General features: G+C 68.6%; 18 protein-coding genes. 7 read left to right on the top strand and 11 right to left on the bottom strand.

Annotated elements, in window-relative coordinates:
- The first annotated feature begins 117 nt into the window (after window positions 1-117).
- The 4 genes from ilvB (at window position 118) to C3942_RS18980 (ending at window position 5574) form a co-directional block, all read left to right on the top strand.
- Complete coding sequence (gene ilvB / locus C3942_RS18995; protein ID WP_243393671.1) at window positions 118-1914, top strand: biosynthetic-type acetolactate synthase large subunit; 1797 nt, start codon at window positions 118-120, stop codon at window positions 1912-1914.
- 110 nt (window positions 1915-2024) lie between these two features.
- Window positions 2025-2702: a TetR/AcrR family transcriptional regulator gene (locus C3942_RS18990; RefSeq protein WP_104231949.1), complete on the top strand. Its 678-nt coding sequence runs from the start codon at window positions 2025-2027 to the stop codon at window positions 2700-2702.
- Window positions 2699-4375, top strand: a complete 1677-nt coding sequence (locus C3942_RS18985) for an AMP-binding protein (protein ID WP_104231948.1) — start codon at window positions 2699-2701, stop codon at window positions 4373-4375. Before C3942_RS18990 ends, C3942_RS18985 begins: the two co-directional genes overlap by 4 nt.
- Before the next feature lie 206 nt (window positions 4376-4581).
- Complete coding sequence (locus C3942_RS18980) at window positions 4582-5574, top strand: AraC family transcriptional regulator (RefSeq protein WP_104231947.1); 993 nt, start codon at window positions 4582-4584, stop codon at window positions 5572-5574.
- A 61-nt stretch (window positions 5575-5635) separates the two neighbouring features.
- Here the strand turns inward: C3942_RS18980 and C3942_RS18975 are convergent, their stop codons facing one another.
- Entirely contained in the window at window positions 5636-6862 is a 1227-nt protein-coding gene (locus tag C3942_RS18975) for an oxygenase MpaB family protein (protein ID WP_104231946.1), read from the bottom strand.
- A 212-nt stretch (window positions 6863-7074) separates the two neighbouring features.
- On the opposite strand from C3942_RS18975, the gene C3942_RS18970 reads away from it, so the two are divergent.
- The 3 genes from C3942_RS18970 (at window position 7075) to C3942_RS18960 (ending at window position 9435) form a co-directional block, all read left to right on the top strand.
- Window positions 7075-7980: a LysR substrate-binding domain-containing protein gene (locus tag C3942_RS18970; protein WP_104231945.1), complete on the top strand. Its 906-nt coding sequence runs from the start codon at window positions 7075-7077 to the stop codon at window positions 7978-7980.
- 89 nt (window positions 7981-8069) lie between these two features.
- Entirely contained in the window at window positions 8070-8957 is an 888-nt protein-coding gene (locus C3942_RS18965; protein WP_104231944.1) for an alpha/beta hydrolase family protein, read from the top strand.
- A 7-nt stretch (window positions 8958-8964) separates the two neighbouring features.
- Window positions 8965-9435, top strand: a complete 471-nt coding sequence (locus tag C3942_RS18960) for a hotdog fold domain-containing protein (RefSeq protein ID WP_104231943.1) — start codon at window positions 8965-8967, stop codon at window positions 9433-9435.
- A 161-nt stretch (window positions 9436-9596) separates the two neighbouring features.
- Here the strand turns inward: C3942_RS18960 and C3942_RS18955 are convergent, their stop codons facing one another.
- The 10 genes from C3942_RS18955 to thrS all read right to left on the bottom strand — a co-directional run bounded on the left by C3942_RS18955 (window position 9597) and on the right by thrS (window position 21223).
- Complete coding sequence (locus C3942_RS18955; protein ID WP_104231942.1) at window positions 9597-10412, bottom strand: radical SAM protein; 816 nt, start codon at window positions 10410-10412, stop codon at window positions 9597-9599.
- Window positions 10413-10504: 92 nt separating this feature from the next.
- Window positions 10505-11998, bottom strand: coding sequence for a sulfite reductase subunit alpha (locus C3942_RS18950; RefSeq protein WP_104231963.1), 1494 nt, complete (start codon window positions 11996-11998; stop codon window positions 10505-10507).
- 22 nt (window positions 11999-12020) lie between these two features.
- Window positions 12021-13019 (bottom strand): FAD:protein FMN transferase, encoded by a 999-nt coding sequence (locus C3942_RS18945; protein WP_104231941.1) that lies wholly within the window; start codon window positions 13017-13019, stop codon window positions 12021-12023.
- A 67-nt stretch (window positions 13020-13086) separates the two neighbouring features.
- Complete coding sequence (locus C3942_RS18940; RefSeq protein WP_104231940.1) at window positions 13087-13902, bottom strand: DUF4198 domain-containing protein; 816 nt, start codon at window positions 13900-13902, stop codon at window positions 13087-13089.
- Between the two features lie 19 nt (window positions 13903-13921).
- Entirely contained in the window at window positions 13922-14500 is a 579-nt protein-coding gene (locus C3942_RS18935; protein WP_104231939.1) for a DUF2271 domain-containing protein, read from the bottom strand.
- A gap of 18 nt (window positions 14501-14518) precedes the next feature.
- A complete protein-coding gene (locus C3942_RS18930; protein WP_104231938.1) occupies window positions 14519-15148 on the bottom strand; it encodes a PepSY-associated TM helix domain-containing protein in 630 nt (209 codons plus the stop codon).
- An 8-nt stretch (window positions 15149-15156) separates the two neighbouring features.
- The gene (locus C3942_RS18925; protein ID WP_104231937.1) at window positions 15157-15837 is read right to left on the bottom strand and encodes a Fe2+-dependent dioxygenase; all 681 of its coding nucleotides are present in this window, start codon (window positions 15835-15837) and stop codon (window positions 15157-15159) included.
- A gap of 68 nt (window positions 15838-15905) precedes the next feature.
- A complete protein-coding gene (locus C3942_RS18920) occupies window positions 15906-18224 on the bottom strand; it encodes a TonB-dependent receptor (protein WP_104231962.1) in 2319 nt (772 codons plus the stop codon).
- A gap of 279 nt (window positions 18225-18503) precedes the next feature.
- Entirely contained in the window at window positions 18504-19322 is an 819-nt protein-coding gene (locus C3942_RS18915; RefSeq protein WP_104231936.1) for a M23 family metallopeptidase, read from the bottom strand.
- Window positions 19322-21223: a threonine--tRNA ligase gene (gene thrS / locus C3942_RS18910; RefSeq protein WP_104231935.1), complete on the bottom strand. Its 1902-nt coding sequence runs from the start codon at window positions 21221-21223 to the stop codon at window positions 19322-19324. Before thrS ends, C3942_RS18915 begins: the two co-directional genes overlap by 1 nt.
- Window positions 21224-21231 lie beyond the last annotated feature (8 nt).

Genomic DNA, 21231 nt, shown 5'->3' with positions numbered 1-21231 from the left:
ACGGACCTCCCGGAGTACCCCCCTCGCATGTTATAAAGCGCGCTTGTCTTTTTTGGCTGCCGACTACCCATGAATGCCGTGCTGAAACCCGCCCCCCACCCCCTCGCAGGCAAGACCATGACCGGCGCGGAAATCGTCGTCCAGCTCCTGGCCGATGAAGGGACCGGCGCGGTCTTCGGCTACAGCGGCGGCGCCATCCTGCCGACCTACGACGCCATCTTCCGCTTCAACCGCGAGAACCGCAGCGAAAGCGGCGGGGAGAAGATGCCCCTGATCGTGCCGGCCAACGAGCAGGCGGCCGGCTTCATGGCCGCCGGCTACGCCCGCGCCTCCGGCAAGGTCGGCGTCTGCCTGGTGACCTCCGGCCCGGGCGCCACCAACACCGTGACCCCGGTGCGCGACTGCATGGCGGACTCGATCCCCATCGTGGTGATCTGCGGCCAGGTGCCGACCAGCGCCGTGGGTACCGACGCCTTCCAGGAAGCCCCGATCAGCACCATCATGGGCTCGGCGGCCAAGCACGTGTTCCTGGTGACGGACCCCTCCAAGCTGGAAGCCACGGTCCGCACCGCCTTCGAGATCGCCCGTACCGGCCGCCCCGGCCCGGTGGTCGTGGACATCCCCAAGGACGTGCAGAACTGGAGCGGCCGCTTCAAGGGCGAGGGCGTGCTGCCGATCCCCGGCTACCGCGCCCGCCTGAAGCAGGTCTACGAGAACCGCCTCTCCGTCGAGCAGCTGGAGAAGTTCCACGAGATGATCAAGGCTGCCAGGCGGCCCCTGATCTACGCCGGCGGCGGGGTGATCCACGGCGAAGCCTCGGCCTCGCTGCGCAGCTTCGCCAAGTCCTTCGGCATCCCGGTGACCACCACCCTGATGGGCATCGGCGCCTACGACACCACCGACCCGCTGGCACTGGAAATGCTGGGCATGCACGGCACTGCCTTCGCCAACTACGCGGTGGACGACTGCGACTTCCTGATCGCCGTGGGCGCGCGCTTCGACGACCGCGTGGCCGGTGTGCCGTCCAAGTTCGCCAAGGGCGCCAAGGGCATTGCCCATTTCGACATCGACCCCTCCGAGATCAACAAGGTCAAGCGCGTGCAGTGGCACCACGTGGGCGAACTGAACCACGCCCTGGCCCGCGTCGAAGCCCACCTGACGGAAAAGGGCTTCAAGCCCGACTACGGCGCCTGGCACGCCCACGTCGCCGAGCTGAAGCAGAAGCACCCGATGAACTACGAGCGTGGCGGCGAGCACATCCAGCCGCATGCCGTGATCGAGGAGATCAACAAGATCACCAAGGGCGAAGCCATCGTCGCCACCGGCGTGGGCCAGCACCAGATGTGGGCCGCGCAGTACTTCGACTTCAAGCAGCCGCGCCTCTGGCTGACCTCCGGCTCCATGGGCACGATGGGCTTCGGCCTGCCGGCCGCGCTGGGCGCGCAGTTCGCCTGCCCCGACAAGATCGTGATCGACATCGACGGCGACGCCTCGATCCGCATGAACCTGGGCGAGCTGGAAACCGCCACCACCTACGGCACCCCGGTGAAGGTGGTCGTGCTGAACAACTTCGGCGACGGCATGGTGAAGCAGTGGCAGCGCCTGTTCTTCGACAGCCGCTACGCCGGCTCCGACAAGAGCCTGCACCAGAAGGACTTCATCAAGGCCGCGGAGGCCGATGGCTACCGCTACGCCGTGCGCGTCAGCAACAAGGCCGACCTGCCCCGCGTGGTGAAGGAATTCATCGAGTTCAAGGGTCCGGCCTTCCTGGAAGTGATCATCGACCCGATGGCCTCGGTCTACCCCATGGTCGGTCCGGGCATGTCCTACGAGCAGATGATCACCGGCGACTGGATTGCCTCCCGCAGCGCCGCACCGGTGTCCGACGACGTCAAGAACACCCAGATGTTCTGATGGGGCCACCGGCGCCACGGGCCTGGCCCGGGCGCCGGTGAATCCAAAACGAACGGTCCGGAAGGACCCGGTCGCGGCTATGATGGGGACCTTATGAGGCTCCTTAAGCCATGAACGACGCCCTGGACCCGCTGGCCATCGCGCGCCAGCCCACGCAGCAGCGCGCCCGGGACCGCTTCGACCGTATCCTGGCCGAGGCCGAGAAGCTGCTGATGGAAGCCGGCCTGTCCGGCTTTTCCGTGCCGGTCCTGGCGGAGCGGCTGGGCTATACCCGGGGCAGCATCTACGCCTACTTCCCCACTCCCTACGCCATCCTGAACGAACTGGTGGCGCGGTACCTGGTCGAGATCGAGAGCCAGTTCCTGGCGCGCGCCGACGAACTGCGCGGCATGACGCTGCGCGAAGCCATCGCCGCCGTGGTGGATCACTCCGTGAGCTTCTACGAGGCCAACCCGGTGGCGCGCCTGCTGATCCTGGGCGGTGCCGTCACCGACGACAGCTTCCGGGCGCAGGAGATGACCATCAAGCATCTGGGCGATCTGGGGCGCGCGGTATGGAAGGACAAGGGAGTCCGGCTGCCGAAGGGACAACCGGACGTGACCACGCTGTCGGTGGATATCGCCACCGCCTGCTTCCGCCGCTCCTATTTCGACCATGGCTCGATCACGCCGGCCTACCGCGACGCCGCCGTGGCCGCGATGATCGGCTTCCTGATGCCCTACGTGGACACGGCATCCGCATCACCGGCTGTGAAGACAAGTAAAAGCAAACCGAGGAGGAAAGCATGAGCAAGACCAACGACGCCCGCACGCCGCTGGCCTGCCTGTATCACTGGGAGAAGACCACTCCCGACACCATCCACCTGACCCAGCCCGTCGGCGGCGGCAAGGTGGTGGACTACACCTGGAAGCAGGCCATGGACGAGGCCCGCCGCATGGCGGCGCATCTGCAGTCGCTGAACCTGCCGCCGAAGAGCCAGATCGCGATCCTGGGCAAGAACAGCGCGCACTGGATGCTGGCCGACTGGGCCATCATGATGTCCGGCCATGTCAGCGTGCCGCTGTACCCCACGCTGAACGCCGAGACGGTGCGCTACATCCTGGATCACAGCGAATCGAAGCTGCTGTTCATCGGCAAGCTCGACGAATGGGAGCAGATGAAGTCCGGCGTGCCGGCCAGCCTGCCGGCCATCACGCTGCCGCTGGCGCCGGCGAGCGCACAGGGCAGCAAGTGGGAGGACATCGTCGCCAGGACCGCGCCGCTGCAGGGCAACCCGGACCGGCCGCTCGACGAGATCGCCACCATCGTCTACACCTCGGGCAGCACCGGCCAGCCCAAGGGCGTGATGCAGACCTTCCGGTCCTTCAACGTCTGCGGCACCATGATGCGCGACGTCATCCCGGCCAACCAGAATGACCGCATGCTCTCCTACCTGCCGCTGGCGCACGTCGCCGAACGCCTGGTGGTGGAGAACAACTCGACCTATCACGGCTTCCACGTGTTCTTCGCCGAATCGCTGGAAACCTTCGTGGCCGACCTGCGCCGCGCCCGCCCGACGATCTTCTTCTCGGTGCCGCGCCTGTGGACCAAGTTCCAGCTCGGCGTGCTCGACAAGCTGCCGCTGAAGAAGCAGAAGGTCCTGTTCAGCATCCCCTTCCTCGGCAAGAAGGTGAAGCGCAAGATCCTCGAGCAACTGGGCCTGGACTCGGTGCGCGTGGCCTTCACCGGCGCCGCTCCGCTGCCGCCGCCCACCGTCTCCTGGTACCGCAGCCTGGGGCTGGAATTGCTGGAGGCCTACGGCATGAGCGAGAACTTCGCCTACTCCCACTTCACCCGCCCGGGCAACGCCCGCGTAGGCTACGTCGGCCCCACCAATCTCGGCGTTTCCTGCCGTATCGGCGACAACGGCGAGATCCTGGTGAAGAGCCCGGCGCAGATGCTGGGCTACTACAAGGAGCCGGAGAAGACCGCCGAATGCTACACCGAGGACGGCTTCTTCAAGACCGGCGACATGGGCGAGATCGACGAGCAGGGCCGCCTGCGCATCACCGGCCGCGTCAAGGAACTGTTCAAGACCAGCAAGGGCAAGTACGTGGCGCCCGTGCCCATCGAGAACAAGCTGGGCAGCCATCCGAAGATCGAGGCGGTCTGCATCGGCGGCGCCAACCAGCCGGCCACCTTCGCCCTGGTGCTGCTGTCGGAGGATGCGCGCAAGCACATCGCCGCCGGCGGCGACCGCGCCGAGATCGGCTCCGAGCTGACTTCGCTGATGGAGCAGGTCAACGAGACGCTGGACCCGCACGAGCAGATCCAGTTCGCCGTGGTGGTGAAGGACACCTGGAACATCGACAACGGCTTCCTCACGCCCACGATGAAGATCCGCCGCAACATCATCGAGAAGCGCTACGAGCCCAGCGTCGACCAGTGGTTCGGCTCGCGCAAGACGGTGATCTGGGAGTAAGGCCCTGCGCAGCGGAGGGCCCCGCGCGGAGGGTGGAATCCCGGCGTCGCGAGGGGGCGGAGAACGGCAACCGCTCCTCCGGTCAGTCCGAAAGCCCAGGAACCCGAAGCCCGGCCCCGCGCCGGGCTTTTTCCTTGCTGGACATCGCCGCTCCAACTGATATATTGACAAAAGTCAAATAAAGGCCACACGCGCGGAGAGACGCGATGTCCGGCTATTTCCTGCCGAGCTACACCCTGAAGGGCGCGGCCGAGCTGATCGCCGAACTCGGAGGCGACCCGCTGGCCGTGGCCCGGCGGGCGGCGATCCCGGCGGCGGCGCTGCGCCAGCCCGACATTCCCCTGCAGGCCCGTTGCGTGGGCGCCTTCTTCGAGCACGCCGCCGCAGCCTGCGGGTGCCGCGGCTTCGGCCTGCGCATGGCCGAGCGCAGCAGCATGGCCGTGCTGGGCGCGCTCTGGGTGCTGCTGCGCAACGCCGGCACCGTGCGGCAGATGCTGGAGGACTTCGCGGCGAACTATGCGCTGTTCACCAGCGCCGCCAGCGTTTCGCTGCGGCGTTCCGGCGGCGGCCTGTTCGTCTGCTGGGACCCGGCGATGGCGCCGGCCGGCGGCTCGGTGCAGTCGGTGGAATACGTGCTGGCGGTGATCTGCAGCGAGCTGCGCGGCTTCTGCCCGCCGGCATGGCAGCCGGCAGGCGCGCTGTTCCGCCATGCGGCGCCGGCGCAGGCCGACGACCACCAGCGGGTCTTCGGTCCGCAGCTGCTGTTCAACCAGGACTGCAATGCGCTGTTCCTGGACAACGCCACCCTGGATCTGCCGGTGAACCTGCGCGGCAGCGGTTCGCGGCGGCTGACGGCGGCGGCGTTGAGGCTCGAGGGCGGTCCTCCGGACAGCGCGGTGGCGACCCGCGTGGAGGGCATCGTGCGTGCGCTGCTGGCCTTCGCCCCCTGCACGCTCGAGGATGTGGGCCGCATCCTGGGCATGGCGCCACGCACCCTGCAGGACCACCTCAAGGCCGGCGGCCGCTCGTTCAAACAGATCAAGGACGCGGTGCGTGCCGACCTGGCGCTGAAGTACGTGCAGCAATCGGCGTTGAGCCTGTCCGAGATCGCGGACATCCTCGGCTATGCCGAACTGAGCAACTTCAGCCGTTCCTTCCGCCGCTGGCACGGCCGGACGGCGACCGCGCTGCGCGCCTGAGCCCGGCCATCCGCCGACGAAGAGAAGAAAGGCCCCGAAGGGCCCTTCCCGATCGGTTCCGTCAGGAGTAGTTGGGATTGTTGAAGTACGGGATCTCGATATTGAGCGGCTGGCCCTCGCCCAGGTACCACATGGCGCCCTGGCGGAGGATTTCGTCGAAGGCCCAGTAGAACGAGTTCGAGCCGGGGATGTAGAGCCCTGCCTCCTTCATCCTCACGAAGTAAGGCCAGGCCACCGCCAGCATCTGGTCCTGCCCCGGGTGGCGCGGGATGTCCAGCCAGCCGGCAATCTGGTCACCGAGGAAGTAGCGCGTCAGCGACTCCAGCAGGGGCCGGCTGAAAGCGCCGCCGTCGACTTCGGCGGCGAGGTCCAGCAGCATCTGCGCCAGCTTCACGCCCTCCGGGGTCGGCGCCAGGACGGGATCGAGGATTTCGGGCGCCTGCGCATCGGCCGCCGCCCAGGTGGCCGGGATGTATTCGTCCCGCACGCCCAGCATGTGCGCCGCGATCTGCCAGGAATGCAGGAAGGCGTCGGCCTCCGCCGCCGGGACCTTCACGCCCCATTTCCTCAGCGAACGCATCACCGAGGTCGGCAGGCTGTGCCAGGTCACCAGGATGTCGCGCTGGCTGATCGGCTTGGGCTGGTCGGCATCGCCGCGCCAATGGGGCGATTGTGGCAGCAGGTGCCGCACGCCGGCATGCGCCAGGCGGGTCTTCACCGACGTGACGATCATCTCGCCATTGGGATCGTGGAAGCCCCCCAGCGAGCCGATGTCGTAGCCGAACTTCGCCGTGCGCGAGATCCGGCGCTTCATGTCGGCCCCGCCCTTTGAGTAGTAGACCGCGCGCGCCTCGTGGGGAATCACCGTGCTCATCATGCCGCTGACGAACCCGTAGGCCACGCCCAGGTAGGTGCCGCGCTTCTTGTTGAACTCGACCGCCAGCTTGAGCTGGCTGGTGTCGGCCCAGGCCGGAAGCTGCCGGGCCCGTTCGATGAACTGGTGCAGGTAGGCCGGCAGGCCCGGCGGCAGCGCCTGGCCATTCCTGGTCCAGCCGCGCAGCAGCGCGTTGACGGCCGGCACCTCGCCGCTGTCGATCAGCGCCGCCACGACCGGGTCGGCCTCATCGTCCCAGGCCAGCCAGGGAGGCGTGGTTCCGCCGATTCCGGCCACCGACTGGGTACCGGCCCAGGACCAGCTCGGCATGCACAGTCCGGCCCCGAGCGCCGCGCCCGCACCGATAAACCCGCGCCGGCTCATCCTGCCGGCCGTCGACTCCGTCTCGCTCATGGTTCTCCTCTCCTTGTCACCGTTGTTGGCCGGCCCCGGGACTCGCGGCGGCGACTTGGGCCGACCGTCCATCCGATGCCACGGGACGCATCTTCACGGCGCTGCGGGGGCATGGCTTGTCATTACACGCGGGCCACTTGGCTTCAGGCGCGGCCAGGGACCGGCTCCCTCGCCCCGGGGGACAGGCCACATCGCGGCTACAATCGCCCCCGATGAAGTTCCGCCGACTGCCACCGCTGCACACGCTCGAGGCCTTCGAGGCCGCGGCGCGGCGCCTGTCGTTCAAACTGGCGGCGGCGGAGCTGCACCTGACGCCATCGGCCATCAGCCACCAGATCAAGGCGCTCGAGGCTTTCCTCGGCTTCGAGCTGTTCCGCCGCGGCAACCGCTCGCTGGAACTGTCCGACGGCGGCAAGGCCTACCTGGCCGTGGTGCGCGACACCCTGCAGCGCCTGCGCGATGGCAGCCATCGCGTCATGCAGCGCCATGCCCGCGCCAGCCTGAAGGTCAGCATGGGGCCTTTCATTGCCAGCGAACTGATCCTGCCGGCCCTGCCCTCGTTCCAGGAGGCGCACCCCGATATCGACGTCCGCATCGATACCGACCTGCGCCCGGTGGACCTTCTGCACGAGGACCTGGACCTGGCCCTGCGCTTCGGCAACGGCCACTGGCCTCAGCTAACCGCCGAACACCTGCTGACGATGTGGGCCGTACCGGTCTGCACGCCCAGCCTGGCCCGCAGCCTGCGCAAGCGCGACCCCGGCCATCTCGGCGACGTGGCGGTGATCCATTCCTCGCCGATGCCGGAAGGCTGGGCGATGTGGGCGCAGGCCGCCGGAGTCGCGCTGGGCAAGGGCAAGCGCGACATCTGGCTGGACAGCTACCTGGCGATCCTGCGCGCCGCCGAGCAGGGCCTGGGCCTGGCGCTGGGCCTGTTGCCGATGGTGGAACCCCTGCTGAAGCGCCGGCAGCTCTCGATGCCCTGGCCGGAGCTCAAGATCCAGGTTCCGCAGGGTTACTACCTGCTGCACCGGGCCAGCGACGGCGACCGCCCGGAAGTCCTCGCCTTCCGCGACTGGCTGCGCGAGCTGATGGCCTCCGGCAGGCTCTTCAAGTGAGCTGAATTCACCCGAAAGCCTTCCCGATTTCGTTTGTCGCCCCGCGCGCGCAGGCCTAGCCTGAAGCCTCGATCCTTGAGGAGCGCGACATGCGCGAAATCCACACCACCCTGGAGTCGCGCGACGGCCACCCGCTCGCGGCGACACTCTACGAACCCGAAGACACCCCGCGCGCCGCCGTGCAGGTCAATGCCGCCACCGGCGTGCCGCGGCGCTACTACGCGGCCTACGCGAAGTTCCTGGCGGAACGCGGGTTCGCGGTGCTGACCTACGACTACCGCGGCATCGGCCAGAGCGTCTGGCCGCAGCAGGTCAGCGGCGCCTCGCTACGCATGCGCCACTGGGGCGAGCGCGACCTGGCCGCGACGCTGGACTGGCTGCAGGCGCGCTATCCCGGCCTGCCGGTCGCCGCCGTAGGGCATTCCGCCGGCGGCCAGATGCTGGGCCTGGCGGACAACAACCACCTGGCCAGGGCGGCCCTGTCCATTGCCTCGCAGAGCGGCTACTGGGGCCACTGGCCTCAGCGCCTGCGCCCGCTGATGGCGGCGCTGTGGCACGTGGTGTTGCCGGGTTCGGTGGCGCTGTTCGGCAAGGTGCCGGCCGCGGTGATGGGTGCGGAACTGCCGGCCGGCGTGGCGCTGCAGTGGGCCAGCTGGTGCCGCCACCCCGACTACATCACCCACCGCAGCGGCCAGCCGATCCGCCAGCACTTCGCCGCCTACCGCGGCCCGATGCGCTTCTACGCCATCGCCGACGACGTGTTCTATGCACCGCTCAATGCGGTGCAGGCGCTCGCCGGCTTCTACCGCAATGCCCGCACCGAAGTGCGCGTGCTGCAGCCGGCCGACCATGGCCTGCGGCAGATCAGCCACTTCGGCTTCTTCCGTCCCAGCATGCCCGGCGCCGCCTGGCAGGAGACGGCGGACTGGCTGGTCCAGGCGCTGCGCCTGCCGGCAACCCATCCCCCTGTCCCTTGAGAGTCCCATGACCCCACTGTCCCAGACCTTCTCGCGCCTGCGGCGCTATCCCCTTGGCCGCAGCCTGTTCTCGCGTGCCGTGACTTGGCGCGCACCCTACTTCGCCTCGATCTCGCCGACCTTCCGCGAACTCAAGCCCGGACTGGCCGAGGTCTTCATCCGCAACCGGCGCAAGGTGCACAACCACCTGGGCTCGGTGAATGCCATCGCGATGTGCGCGATGGCGGAACTGGCCGCCGGCACGATGATGGAAACCTCCCTGCCCCGGGGCCTGCGCTGGATCCCGCGCGGCATGACCGTGCGCTACGTCAAGCAGGGCAGCACTGACCTCGTCGCCCGCGCCGAATTGCCCCAACCGCTGGCGCCGGATTTCACCGGCGACGTCGTGGTACCGGTGCGGGTGCGCGACAGCGCGCAGGAAGTGGTGATGGAGGCCGATATCGCCATGTACATCTCCGCGAAGAAATCGAAGGGCTGATTTCTCTCGCGCGGTCCGGCGGTTCGTACTGAGCCTGTCGATGCATGAACGGTCGGCGCGCGGACCATTCATGCATCGACAGGCTCGGCGCGAACGGCTGGAAACATGTAGGGCGCTCATCGTGTCGCGGGTATTGCAGGCCTACCGCGTCCGGGCTCGGTTCAGGGTACGGCCTCGGGCACGATCGCCGGCCCCGCGGTGCGGCGGATTTCGCTGCAGCCGGCGCAGGCCGGCGGTATGCGGCCCACGGCCAGGGAGGCGCGCAACTCGGCGGCGGAGCGGAAAGACGCGGTGTCCTTGATGAAGCAGCAGGGCAGTTCGACGCCGTCGAGCGAGTAGTAGCTCGTGATATCCCCCTCCAGGTACTTGCATTGCAGCGCAAACGGCAGCTCGGCAGGCAGTTCACGCGGCGGGGGCTTGTAGCGATAGCTGCGCACGTAGTCCGCCTTGCCTTGCAGCGGCTGCACCACGTGCTTGCCAAAACCCTTGGCTCGCACCCATTCGCGGATCGCATCGAGCGGCTGCCCGAAGTTCACCGTGTGCAGCACGATGCGCTGTGCTCCCATCGCCCCGATCAGGCGGTCCACGCCCTTGAGCGCGCGGTGCAGCCTGATGCGGCCGATGGATTCGGCCAGTTCCGCGTCCAGCGTGTCGATCGAGATGCCGATGAAGGGAAAGGCCTGCGCGAACCACTGCGGATCGCGGATCAGGCTGGCGTTGGTGATGGTGTAGGGCTCCAGGCCACGCTGCCGCACCGCGGCCACCATGTCGCGAAAGCGGTTGTGCGACGTAGGCTCACCCTCGCCTTGCAGCGATACCTGGCGCACGCTCGGCGGCAGCCTCTCCAGGATGCCGAGGAACTGCTCCATCGGCATGTGCCGCTGCGGCATGTCGCGCCCGGCGCAATAGAAGCAGCGGTAGTTGCAGATCGTGGTGATCTCGATCTGGGCGAAGGGCGGTGCGCGCACTGGCGTCATGGCGAAGAGGCAATCCCATGCAAGGAGCCCAGCCTAGCAGCAGAGACTCAAGGACCGGAAGGACGCCCCCGCGCCCGCCGGCTTTGCGGGGCTCAGTACACGTCCCGCCGGTAGCGTCCCTGCTCCAGCAGGCGCTCCACGGTCCCGGCGCCGAGCACGTCGGCCAGCACGCGTCCCACCGCCGGCGCCATGCCCTCCAGGCTGCCGCAGACATAGATCGCAGCGCCCTCGTCCACCCAGGCCTTCAGCTCCGTGGCGGCCTCACGGAGGCGGTCCTGCACATAGACACGCGGCTCCTGCTCGCGCGAGAACGCGAGGTCCAGCCGCTCGAGGTGACCGGCCTTCAGCCAGCCCTCGATCTCTTCGCGGTGGAAGTAGTCCCTGTCGCGGCTGCGCTCGCCGAAGACCAGCCAGTTGCGCCGATGCCCCGCGGCGATGCGCGCCTTGAGATGGGCGCGCAGGCCGGCCAGCCCCGTGCCGTTGCCGACCAGGATCAGCGGCCGCGCATCCGCAGGCGCCTGGAAGCCGGGATTCTCGCGGATGCGCAGGGCCACCTCCTCGCCCACCGCCACGTGCGCGGTGAGCCAGCCGGAGCCCAGGCCCAGGCTGCCGTCGGGCTGCCGCATCTGCCGCAGCAGCAGTTCCAGACGACCGTCGGCGGGAATGGACGCAATGCTGTACTCGCGATGCGGCAGGGGCCGGAGGCTTTCGGCGAGCTGCCGTGCCGTCCGGCCGCGCAGGTCGGCCAGGTCCGGTGGCAGCAGGCTGCGCGCCAGCCAGGCCGACAGGGCTTCACCGTCGGGCATCGGCGTGGCGGGCGGCAGTCCGACGGCTTGCAGTGCATCCGCGACACGCCGTGGAGCATTGCGCGGACCGATCTCGGCGATGTCGCCCGCGCGCCACTGGGGGATGCCCTCCAGCGGCTGCAGCGCGAGATGGTAGGCAGGCCCGCCCAGGCTACCCGGGTTCAGCAGGCGGCGCTCGACCAGGCGCCAGCGCTGGTACTCCGGCACGCTCCAGTCCGGCAGGGGCGCGCCGCCGCCCAGCAACTCCAGGTGATGCTGCCAGTGGCGCAGCGCACCCTCGTCGGCATTGTCCACCTCCACCGGGTCGAACAGGGGCTGGGCGCCGTGCCGGCGCAGCCAGCGCTCCAGTTCATGGCCGAAGCCGCAGAAGTTCCGGTATTCGCGGTCGCCCAGGGCCAGCAGGCCGTAGTGCAGGCCTTGCAGCTCGGCATCGGCGCGCATGACCCGGCGCACGAAGGGAATGCAGGTGTCCGGCGGGTCGCCCTCGCCCGTGGTGCTGGCCACGAACAGCACGCGTCCCGCGGACTGCAGCATGGCGGCGGTGACTTCCCCCAGCGGCAGCAATTGCACGGGCGCCCCGCTGGCCTGCAGCGACTGCGCGGTCTGCAGCGCCAGGCGCTGCGCGAAGCCGGTCTGGCTGGCGTAGGCCACCAGGATCGGGCTGCTGCCGGCCGGCGCCGTCATCCGCAGCCGCCGGCGTGCAAGCGCGCGCGACCCGGCAATGAACGCGCAGAACAGCAGCCAGGCGAGCACGACGGCGGACGCCTTCAGGACGCGCATGCCTTCGGCGGTGGCGATCCACTCAATCACGGGCCAGGGCCTCGAAAGCCGGAGTCGTGCGCTCCTCCAATCCCGCCGCGCCGCGAACGACGAACTGCGCGGCAAAGTTGCGCCGGGCGGCGAAGTCGTAGGCCTCGTCCGGTGCCAGCACGCCCAGCACCGTGGCCAGTGCATCGGCCTGCATGCACTCGGGGTGCAGCACCGTGACCGAGGCCAAGGCATGCGTCACCGGCCAGCCGCTGCGCGGGTCCAGCGTGTGGGCATAGCGCCGGCCGCCGTGCTCGAAGTAGCGGCGGTAGTCGCCCGAGGTGGCCACGGCCAGGCCGTGCAGGGCCAGCACGGTGCGCGGCAGTTCCTCGCCCACGCGCTCCAGCTCCACCCACCAGGGCTGGCCGTCGGGCTTGCAGCCTTGCCCGCGCAACTCGCCGCCCACCTCCACCAGCCAGTGATCGACGCCGGCGCGGCCCAGGTAGCGCGCCAGCTGGTCCACCGCGTAGCCCTTGGCGATGGAGGAGAAATCCAGTTGCAGGCCGCCGGGCTGCAGCAGGCGCTGCCCGGCCTCGTCCAGCCGCAGCTGCCGCCAGCCGACCCGTGCCCGCGCCGCCTCGATCTCCTGCGTGCCGGGCGGCGCATCGCGGACCGGCGCGGGGCCGAAGCCCCAGGTGTCCACCAGCGGGCCGATCGTGGGATCGAAGGCGCCGTCGCTGGCCTGCGCGTACGCCAGCGAGGCCTCCAGCACCTCCAGGAACTCGGCCGGCAAGCGGTGCCAGCTGCCGGCAGGCGCCACGTTGTAGCGGCAGAGGTCGGAGTCCGGCTCCCAGTGGCTCATCTGCGCCACCACGCGATCCAGTTCCTGCTGCACCCCGGCGCCGAGCCAGCGCAGGTCTTCCGCCGGGCAGACCATCAGCACGGACCAGGCGGTACCCATGCTGCGTCCCTTGAGCGCATGCAGGCTCGCGCCGTCCGGATGCGGCGGCAGCGATTCGGGGCTCAGGGTGTGGGGGACGAGGACGCGGTTCATGCGGGGCGCCGGAACGCAGACGACGCCCGCCACCCCGGCCGGGGCAACGGGCGTCGCGCATGCGGGCTCAGGGCGACAGGACCTCGAAGCTCGCGGTGTAGCTGCTGCGCCGCTCGGTGGCGGGCTCGTCGGCCTTCTTGTCCTGCACCGAGGCGCTGAGCCAATACAGGCCGGGCTGCGGCCATTCGATGGTGAAGCGGCCGTCCTTGCCGGTCTTCAGCTCGATCTCGCCCACCTCGTTGCGGTAGCGCGTGCCGTCGGCGATCACCTCCACCTCCACGTCCGCCGCCGGCTTGCCGTCGAGCAGGAACTGGAAGGTGGCGGGTTCGCCGGTGTAGAGGTCGTTGAAGCCCGTGACCGGCACCAGCTCCAGGCCCTTGCCGGTGGGCTTGAGCGCGGTGTCGCTGGGCTTGCCGGCGGTGACGAAGGTCTCCAGGCGGCCGATCGACTGCGTGACCTTGAGGTCCTTGGCCTTCTTCGGCACTTCCTGGGCGAAGCCTTCCGGGGTGAACGGCGTGCCGCGCGGCGGCCAGCGCTTGGTCTGGCCGTTGTCGTCCCAGCTGGCCGCGATACCGGTGTTGACCACCGCGATCTTGTAGGTGCCCGGCTGCTTGAGCTGCAGGTCGAAGCTGGCGCGCAGCTTGCCGGCCGAGGGATTCTCGGGCGGCACGGTGCTGCCGTCCGGCGCGGTGATGACCAGGTTGTCCAGGCGCGCGGCGTTGTGGTCGCGCACGAAGGGATCGGTGGAACTGGCGGCGTCGAAGGTGACCCAGCCGTCCACGTTGAGCACGGTCTTGGACGGGGCGATCCACTGCTTGTGCGCCAGCGCGGTCAGCGGCAGGCAGGCGGCGGCGAGGACCAGCGGCTTGATGAGGTTCTTCATGTCGTTGCTCCGTCGGGAATCAGGGCTTGACGCTGAGGGAGATGGCGCCGAGCTCTCGCGAACCCTTGGCCTTCAGCGACACCGCATCCTTGACCGGCACCTGGAAGGGGATGTCGACCAGTTCGCGGCCACCCTCTTCGCGCGCCGCTTCCACCACCAGCTTGTAGCTGCCGGCCGGCAGGTCGGCCAGGTTGATGCTCAGGGCATGCTCGCCCGGGGCACGGGTGGCACCGGTGACGCCATCGACCGGCAGCGCCAGTTCACGGCCGCTGCGGCGCCACCACTGGCGCAGGTCGGGCAGCCACTTGGTGCCGCCCTGGTTGCCGGCCACGCCCTGCATGCCGCTCTGCGGCGCGCCGGCGGCGGCAGCGGGAGCGGCAGGAGCCGCCTGGGCCGGCCCGCCCTTCTTGGGCTGCTGGTACCACACCGCCAGGTTGGCGGCGACGCTCTTGTCCTCGCGCTCCAGCCAGACCGCGACAAAGGGGCGGTGGTACTCCGCCACGTCCAGGCGCGGCAGCTCGATCGACAGGTCCAGGTTTGCGGCCAGTGCGGTGCCCGGCAGCAGGCTGCACAGTGCGAGGGGAATGCGGTGACGCATGTGGGGGCCTCGGAAGTCTTAGTGGATGAACAGGATCGCCAGTACCAGGGGAATCACCAGTCCCAGCCCGACGATCGGCCAGGTGGCGGGCCGGTTCCCCGCATGGATCTGCAGCAGGAACAGGCCGGTGATGCAAAAGACCAGGCAGGCCACCGCGAACACGTCGATGAACCAGCCCCAGGCCGCGCCCGCATTGCGGCCCTTGTGCAAATCGTTGAAGTACGAAACCCAGCCGCGGTCGGTGCGCTCGTACTCGACCGCGCCGTCCTCCAGTTCGATGCTGACCCAGGCATCCCCGCCCGGCCGCGGCAGCGAGAGGTAGATCTCGCCGTCGTTCCACTCCGGTTCGCGGGCTCCCGGCTCCAGCGCCAGCGTCTGCTGCAGCCAGGCGGCCACCGCCGCCGGCAGCGGACCCTTGCCGTCCGCCTCCGCGGCGGCTTCCAGCTCCGCACGCAGCGGCTCCGGCAGCTGGGCCTTCTGCGTCACCACCTCGGCCTTCGCCTCGATCTGCGAGGCATGGTTGAGGGTGATGCCGGTGGCGGCGAACAGGATCATGCCGACCAGGCACAGCGCGGAGCTGATCCAGTGCCACTGGTGCAGATGCTTGAGCCAGAACGCCCGGCGCTTCTGATCCTGCTTGGCTTCCATCCCCTTCCTCAGACCTCGACCCAGCGGCGCAGCAGGTTGTGGTACACCCCGGTCAGCTGGACAACGGACGGGTGGTCCGCCGCGTTGACAGCCAGGCGCTGGATCGCGGTATCCATGTCGAACAGCAGGCTGCGTTGCGAGTCCTCGCGCACCAGGCTCTGGATCCAGAAGAACGAGGCCAGGCGGGTACCCTGGGTCACCGGATTGACCCGGTGCAGGCTGGTTCCCGGGTACAGCACCATGTCGCCGGCCGCGAACTTGATGCTCTGCGCGCCATAGGTGTCCTCGACGACCAGTTCGCCGCCTTCGTACTCGTCCGGCTCCACCAGGAACAAGGTCGCGGAGATGTCCGTGCGCACGCGGTGCGGGGTCCCGCGGACATCGCGGACCGCATTGTCGACATGCACGCCGAAATTGCCGCCGCCGGAATAGCGGTTGAACAGCGGCGGGTAGATCTTGGCCGGCAGGGCGGCGGAGCGGAACAGCATGTTGCGCACCAGCGCCTGCGAGATGACCTCGCCCCACTGCCGCGCCACCGGGTGATCCTCCGGCAGCTGCTGGTTGTTCTTGACCCGACCCGACTGGTGCCCCGCGGTCACGCGGCCGTCGACCCACTCGGCCTGCTCCAGGGCGGCACGGCACTCCGCCACCTGTTCGGCCGTCAGTACCTGGGGAATCTTCAGCAGCATGCAGCGTTCCTCTGAAAAGCAAAAACCCCACCCAATATACCGGGCGGGGTTGTTGCCGGGTTACCGGCTCAGAACTCGTAGTTCGCCGTCACCACGGCCTGGCGGCCCTCGCCCGGGGTCGCCCAGCCGGTGCCACGCACGCGGGTGTAGTACTCCTCGTCCGTGAGGTTGTTGAGGTTCAGGCGCAGGTTGAAGTTGCGGTTGGCCTGCCAGCCCAGCGAGGCCTTGTGGACCCAGTAGCCGTCCACCCGGACATCGTTCGGCGCGGCAGCCGAGTTGTTCGGGAGCACGCTGCCCTGGTACTGCGCGCCGTAGCCCACTTCCAGGCGCAGCGGCAGCTTGTAGGTGGTCCAGAGGTTGAAGCCGTTCCGGGGCGTGTTGGGGAGGTCCTTGCCCTTCTGCGTATCGATAGCGGTGGCGCCGTCGGCGAGGTTCTGCTTCACCTCGCTGTCGAGGTAGGCATAGCTGCCGAACACCGACCACTTCTGCGTGATCAGGCCGGTGGCGCCCAGCTCGAAGCCCTTGACGCGGCTCTCGCCGTCGAGCTGCTGCTCCGGCTCCGTCGGATCCACCGAGGCCACGCGGTAGTTGGTACGCTCGATGCGGAAGATCGCGCCGGTGAGCTGCAGCCTGGCGTCGAACAGGTCCCACTTGGCGCCGATCTCGTAGCTGACGGCTTCTTCCGGATCGACGTTGCAGTTGGCGTTGCTCTGCGGCGGGGTCGGAGGGGGATTGGTCACCGGCGTGCAGCTGCCGTTGACCGAGGCCTTGGACGGGGTCTCCGAGTTGCCGTAGTTGACGTAGATGCTGGCCGTCTCCACCGGCTTGTAGACCACGCCGGCGCGGTAGGAGAACAGGGTGTCCTCGTTCTCGGCCGGATCGCCCTTGGCGGTGATGCTGCCGAGGTTGCTGTTGTCCGGGGTCGGGTTGTTGTCGTTCGGAGCCGTATAGGTCTTGACGGTATAGGCCGTGGAGCTGCCTTCGTTGCGTTCGACGCGCAGGCCGGCAGTCAGCGCCCACTGCTTGGTCAGGTCCAGGGTATCGAAGGCATAGACGGCCAGGTTCTTCTGCTCGCCCTCGCTCTTGCTGGTACGGAAGTAGTTCACCGGACCGGTGTAGAGGTTGTCGGGATCGTAGATGTCCATCACCGGCAGGGTCGCCGGGCTGCCGTTGGCATTGCGCAGCTTGTTGCCGCCCGTCAGTTCGAAGGTCTCGCGCGTCACCTGCACGCCGGTCACCAGCGCATTGGACATGCCGCCCAGCGTCGTGCGCCAGGTCAGGTCGGTCTGGTTGGACACGATCTCGTTGGTGGTGTCGCGGATGTTGCCGCGAGGGCCGGAAGGCGTATAGCCCACTGCCGTGCAGTTGTTGCCGGAGGTCGCTCCGAGCGGGCGCTGGCCGACCTCGACGCAGACGTTGCCCTGCGGCGGGTCGACGACCAGGAACTGGGTGGTGCGGCCCACGCGCGTCAGGTTGCGCAGGCTCAGGGCATCGCTGAACTTGTGATCGAGAATGCCCGTGGCGGTGCTGTTCTCGATCTGCTGGACGTCGATGTTGCTGTAGCCGTAGTAGTTGTTGCGGTCGACGCCCGGCACCTTGCGGTTGTTGCGGAACAGCACGCCGTACTGCGGGGTGTTGTCGTCTTCCTGGTGGAACAGGGCCAGCGAGAACTGCGTGTCGCCGCCCAGGCCGAAGGCCACGGACGGGGCGATGCCCCAGCGGTCGAACTTCTCGACGTCGCGGCCCGGTACGTCGTTCTCGTGCTTCATCGCGTTGAGGCGCAGCGCGATGCTGTCGGACACCGGCTGGTTCGTGTCGATGGTGGCGCGGTCGTAGCTGTCGGAACCCAGGCCCAGGCTGACGCGGGTGAAGCGCTCCGCCTTGGGCGTCTTGCTGACCAGGTTGATGTTGCCGCCCACGGCACCGGCGCCCGAGTTGGCCGAGTTGGCGCCCTTCACCACCTCGACGGACTCGAGGTTGAAGGGATCGGAACGCGTGTACTGGCCGCTGTCGCGGACGCCATCGACGGTGACGTCGTTGCTGCCGGCATAGCCGCGGATGCTGATGCTGTCGCCATAGCCGCCGCCGCCTTCGCCGGCACCGAAGGTGATGCCCGGCACGTTGCCGAGGATGTCGCGCAGCGTCAGGACGTTCTGGTCCTCGATGACCTTCTTGGAGATGACCGTGATGTTCTGCGGGGTGTCCAGCAGCGGCTTGACGTACTTCGGCGACTGGAGGGTCTCGACCTTGTATTCGTTGACCTGGCGGTCCTGCACCTTCACGGCCGGCAGCTGGACCTTCTCGGCTTCGGCCGGCGCGGCGGCAGGCTCGGCCGCGGCGGGGGCGCTCTCCACGGCCGGCGTGGCGGCCGGAGCATCCTCCGCCATCGCAATGGACGGGACGGCGAACATCGCGGTCAGCGCGGCCGCGACGGGCGTCATACGGAATTTCATCTGAAACACTCCCAGGAAGACTCTCGAATGTATGGGCGGGCCCCGTCTCCCGGCGGCTTTCGCCGTCCCCACCCCTGTGTTCGCGCGGCCGGAACGAATCCCGATTCTGCGGTCAGGTCTCATTCTACATGAGAATCATTGCTATTCAAACTATCAGTCTGGACTTCTGCCCGCCAAGCTGCGATTTGCAAACCGCCCTCGGACGCCAGGGCCCTAGCGGGCAGGGACCGCCATCGGCGGCAGCAGCGTCTGCGGATCGACGCGGGAACGGAACCAGCCGATGCCCCAGTGCAGGTGCGGGCCGGTGGCGCGGCCGGTCTTGCCGGACAGCGCCACGACCTGCCCCTGCCGGACCGGGTCTCCCACCGCCACCTTGAGCGACGACAGGTGCACCATGATCGAGTGCAGGCCATGCCCGTGGTCGATCATCAGGGTGCCGCCGGTGAAGTAGAGATCCGGTTCCGCCAGGCTCACGACGCCGTCGGCCGGCGCCCGGATCGGCGTGCCGACCGGCACCGCGACATCGACGCCGTAGTGCGGCTGCTTGGGAATGCCGTTGAGGATGCGCTGGTTGCCGAAGACGCCGGAGATGCGCCCGGTGGCGGCCCAGGCGAAACGCTGGCGCCAGCCCTGCCCTTCGGTATCGCGGTCGCGCGCGGCGTTGAGCAGGGCCTGTTCGCGCTCGATGCGCGCCATCACTGCCGCCGGCGGCTCGACCTTGTCCTGCGGCAGACCGTCGATGCGCTGGATCTTCCAGGGCCGCGGCGCCACGGGATGGCGCCGCGATTGCGGCGCGGCGTCGCCCGGCTCCTGCCAGCGCAGCTCGACCTCGGGCGGCTCGTCACGGTCCAGCCCGAAGACGAAATCGCCCTGGGGAGACACCCGCAGGGCGCGATCCTGGAACCAGACCTGCGAGCCGGGCGCCGCCTGGCCATGGACCAGGCTGCCCTGCTGCCAGGAGCCCTCCAGTTCCAGCGCGGACGCCGGCAGGGCCAGCAGGCCGCTGAGCAGCGCCGCCAACGCGCGGCGCATCAGGCCTTGAGGCGGGCGATGGCGTCGGCCAGCGGCAGGGTTTCCTGCCTTTCCTCGCCGCGGAAGCGCAGGGTCACGGTGCGCTCCTCGGCCTCCTTGCGGCCGACGACGACGATCACCGGGATCTTCTGGGTGGCGTGCTCGCGGATCTTGTAGTTGATCTTCTCGTTGCGCAGGTCGGTCTGCGCCCGCAGGCCGGCGTCCTTCAGCGCCCCGCAGACCTCGCTGGCGTAGGCGTCGGCGTCGGAGACGATCGGCGCCACCACGGCCTGCACCGGCGACAGCCACAGCGGCAGCGCGCCGGCATGATGCTCGATCAGGATGCCGATGAAGCGCTCCATGGAGCCGACGATGGCGCGGTGGAGCATGATCGGGCGGCGGCGCTGGGAGTTCTCGTCGATGTAGGAGGCATCGAGGCGCTCCGGCATCATCGGATCGTACTGGATGGTGCCCACCTGCCAGGAACGGCCGATCGAGTCCTTCAGGTGGTACTCGATCTTGGGACCGTAGAAGGCGCCCTCGCCCGGCAGTTCCTGCCACTCCACGCCCGCCGCGCGCAGCGCGGCGCGCAGGGCGTTCTCGGCGCGGTCCCAGGCCTCTTCGGTGCCCAGGCGCTTGTCGGGGCGCAGCGCCAGCTTCACGGCCAGATCGGTGAAGCCGAAGTCGGCATAGACCTGCATGGCCTGCTGGTGGAAGGCGGTGACCTCGGCCTCCACCTGCTCCTCGGTGCAGAAGATGTGGCCGTCGTCCTGGGTGAACGCGCGCACGCGCATGATGCCGTGCAGCGCGCCCGAGGGCTCGTTGCGGTGGCAGCCGCCGAACTCGGCGTAGCGGATCGGCAGGTCGCGGTAGGAATGCAGGCCGGCGTTGTAGATCTGCACGTGGCCCGGACAGTTCATCGGCTTGATCGCGTAGCTGCGCTTCTCGCTCTCGGTGAAGAACATGTTGTCCTGGTAGTTGTCCCAGTGACCGGATTTCTTCCAGAGGCTCACGTCCATGATCTGCGGGCCGCGCACTTCCTGGTAGCCGCCCTTGCGGAAGACGCCGCGCACGTACTGCTCCACGGCCTGCCAGATGGCCCAGCCCTTGGGGTGCCAGAACACCATGCCCGGCGCCTCTTCCTGCTGGTGGAACAGGTCGAGCTGGCGGGCCAGCTTGCGGTGGTCGCGCTTCTCGGCCTCCTCCACCTGCTTGAGGTAGGCCTTGAGCTCATCCTCGGTGGCGAAGGCCACGCCGTAGATGCGCTGCAGCTGCGCGTTGTTGGCATCGCCGCGCCAGTAGACGCCGCCGACGCGGATCAGCTTGAAGGCATTGCCCAGCTTGCCGGTGGACGGCAGGTGCGGCCCCAGGCACATGTCCAGCCACTTGTCGCCCTGGCGGTAGATGGTCAGCTCTTCGTCGGCCTTGATGCCCTCGCGGATCCACTCGGCCTTGAAGGTTTCGCCGGCGGCCTCGAAGTGCTTCACCGCGGCGTCGTGCTCCCAGACCTCTCGGGTGATCGGCAGGTCGCGCTTGACGATCTCGCGCATCCTGGCCTCGATCTGCTCGAGGTCGGCCTCGCTGAAGGCCTGCTCGCGGGCGAAGTCGTAGTAGAAGCCGACCTCGGTGGCCGGGCCGAAGGTGATCTGGGTGCCGGGGAAGAGCTCCTGCACCGCCTGCGCCAGCACGTGCGCCGCGTCGTGGCGGATGACCTCCAGGGCCTCCGGCTTGTCGCGGGTGATGATGCTGATGCTGGCATCGCGGTCGATGGGGCGGGTCAGGTCCCAGAGCTCGCCGTTGACGCTGACCAGGGCGGCCTTCTTTGCAAGGCCCGGGGAAATGCCCTGCGCGATCGCAAGACCGCTGACAGGCGCATCGAACGACTTCTTGTTGCCGTCCGGAAAGGTGATTTCGATTGCCATGTTGCTTC

This window comes from Solimonas fluminis (genome assembly GCF_002930645.1).
Taxonomy (GTDB): domain Bacteria; phylum Pseudomonadota; class Gammaproteobacteria; order Nevskiales; family Nevskiaceae; genus Solimonas_A; species Solimonas_A fluminis.
The sequence above is the reverse complement of the archived record's forward strand: the minus strand, read 5'-3'. Positions and strand labels throughout refer to the sequence as shown.

Excerpts from the sequence above, each read along its gene's own strand:
- ilvB (WP_243393671.1), top strand. The coding sequence starts at position 118 with ATGACCGGCGCGGAAATCGTCGTCCAGCTCCTGGCCGATGAAGGGACC.
- C3942_RS18965 (WP_104231944.1), top strand. The coding sequence starts at position 8,070 with ATGCGCGAAATCCACACCACCCTGGAGTCGCGCGACGGCCACCCGCTC.
- C3942_RS18975 (WP_104231946.1), bottom strand. The coding sequence starts at position 6,862 with ATGAGCGAGACGGAGTCGACGGCCGGCAGGATGAGCCGGCGCGGGTTT.
- C3942_RS18955 (WP_104231942.1), bottom strand. The coding sequence starts at position 10,412 with ATGACGCCAGTGCGCGCACCGCCCTTCGCCCAGATCGAGATCACCACG.
- C3942_RS18930 (WP_104231938.1), bottom strand. The coding sequence starts at position 15,148 with ATGGAAGCCAAGCAGGATCAGAAGCGCCGGGCGTTCTGGCTCAAGCAT.
- C3942_RS18925 (WP_104231937.1), bottom strand. The coding sequence starts at position 15,837 with ATGCTGCTGAAGATTCCCCAGGTACTGACGGCCGAACAGGTGGCGGAG.
- C3942_RS18950 (WP_104231963.1), bottom strand. The coding sequence starts at position 11,998 with ATGCGCGTCCTGAAGGCGTCCGCCGTCGTGCTCGCCTGGCTGCTGTTC.
- C3942_RS18935 (WP_104231939.1), bottom strand. The coding sequence starts at position 14,500 with ATGCGTCACCGCATTCCCCTCGCACTGTGCAGCCTGCTGCCGGGCACC.
- C3942_RS18990 (WP_104231949.1), top strand. The coding sequence starts at position 2,025 with ATGAACGACGCCCTGGACCCGCTGGCCATCGCGCGCCAGCCCACGCAG.
- C3942_RS18980 (WP_104231947.1), top strand. The coding sequence starts at position 4,582 with ATGTCCGGCTATTTCCTGCCGAGCTACACCCTGAAGGGCGCGGCCGAG.
- C3942_RS18945 (WP_104231941.1), bottom strand. The coding sequence starts at position 13,019 with ATGAACCGCGTCCTCGTCCCCCACACCCTGAGCCCCGAATCGCTGCCG.
- C3942_RS18960 (WP_104231943.1), top strand. The coding sequence starts at position 8,965 with ATGACCCCACTGTCCCAGACCTTCTCGCGCCTGCGGCGCTATCCCCTT.
- C3942_RS18915 (WP_104231936.1), bottom strand. The coding sequence starts at position 19,322 with ATGCGCCGCGCGTTGGCGGCGCTGCTCAGCGGCCTGCTGGCCCTGCCG.
- C3942_RS18970 (WP_104231945.1), top strand. The coding sequence starts at position 7,075 with ATGAAGTTCCGCCGACTGCCACCGCTGCACACGCTCGAGGCCTTCGAG.
- C3942_RS18940 (WP_104231940.1), bottom strand. The coding sequence starts at position 13,902 with ATGAAGAACCTCATCAAGCCGCTGGTCCTCGCCGCCGCCTGCCTGCCG.
- C3942_RS18985 (WP_104231948.1), top strand. The coding sequence starts at position 2,699 with ATGAGCAAGACCAACGACGCCCGCACGCCGCTGGCCTGCCTGTATCAC.
- C3942_RS18920 (WP_104231962.1), bottom strand. The coding sequence starts at position 18,224 with ATGGCGGAGGATGCTCCGGCCGCCACGCCGGCCGTGGAGAGCGCCCCC.
- thrS (WP_104231935.1), bottom strand. The coding sequence starts at position 21,223 with ATGGCAATCGAAATCACCTTTCCGGACGGCAACAAGAAGTCGTTCGAT.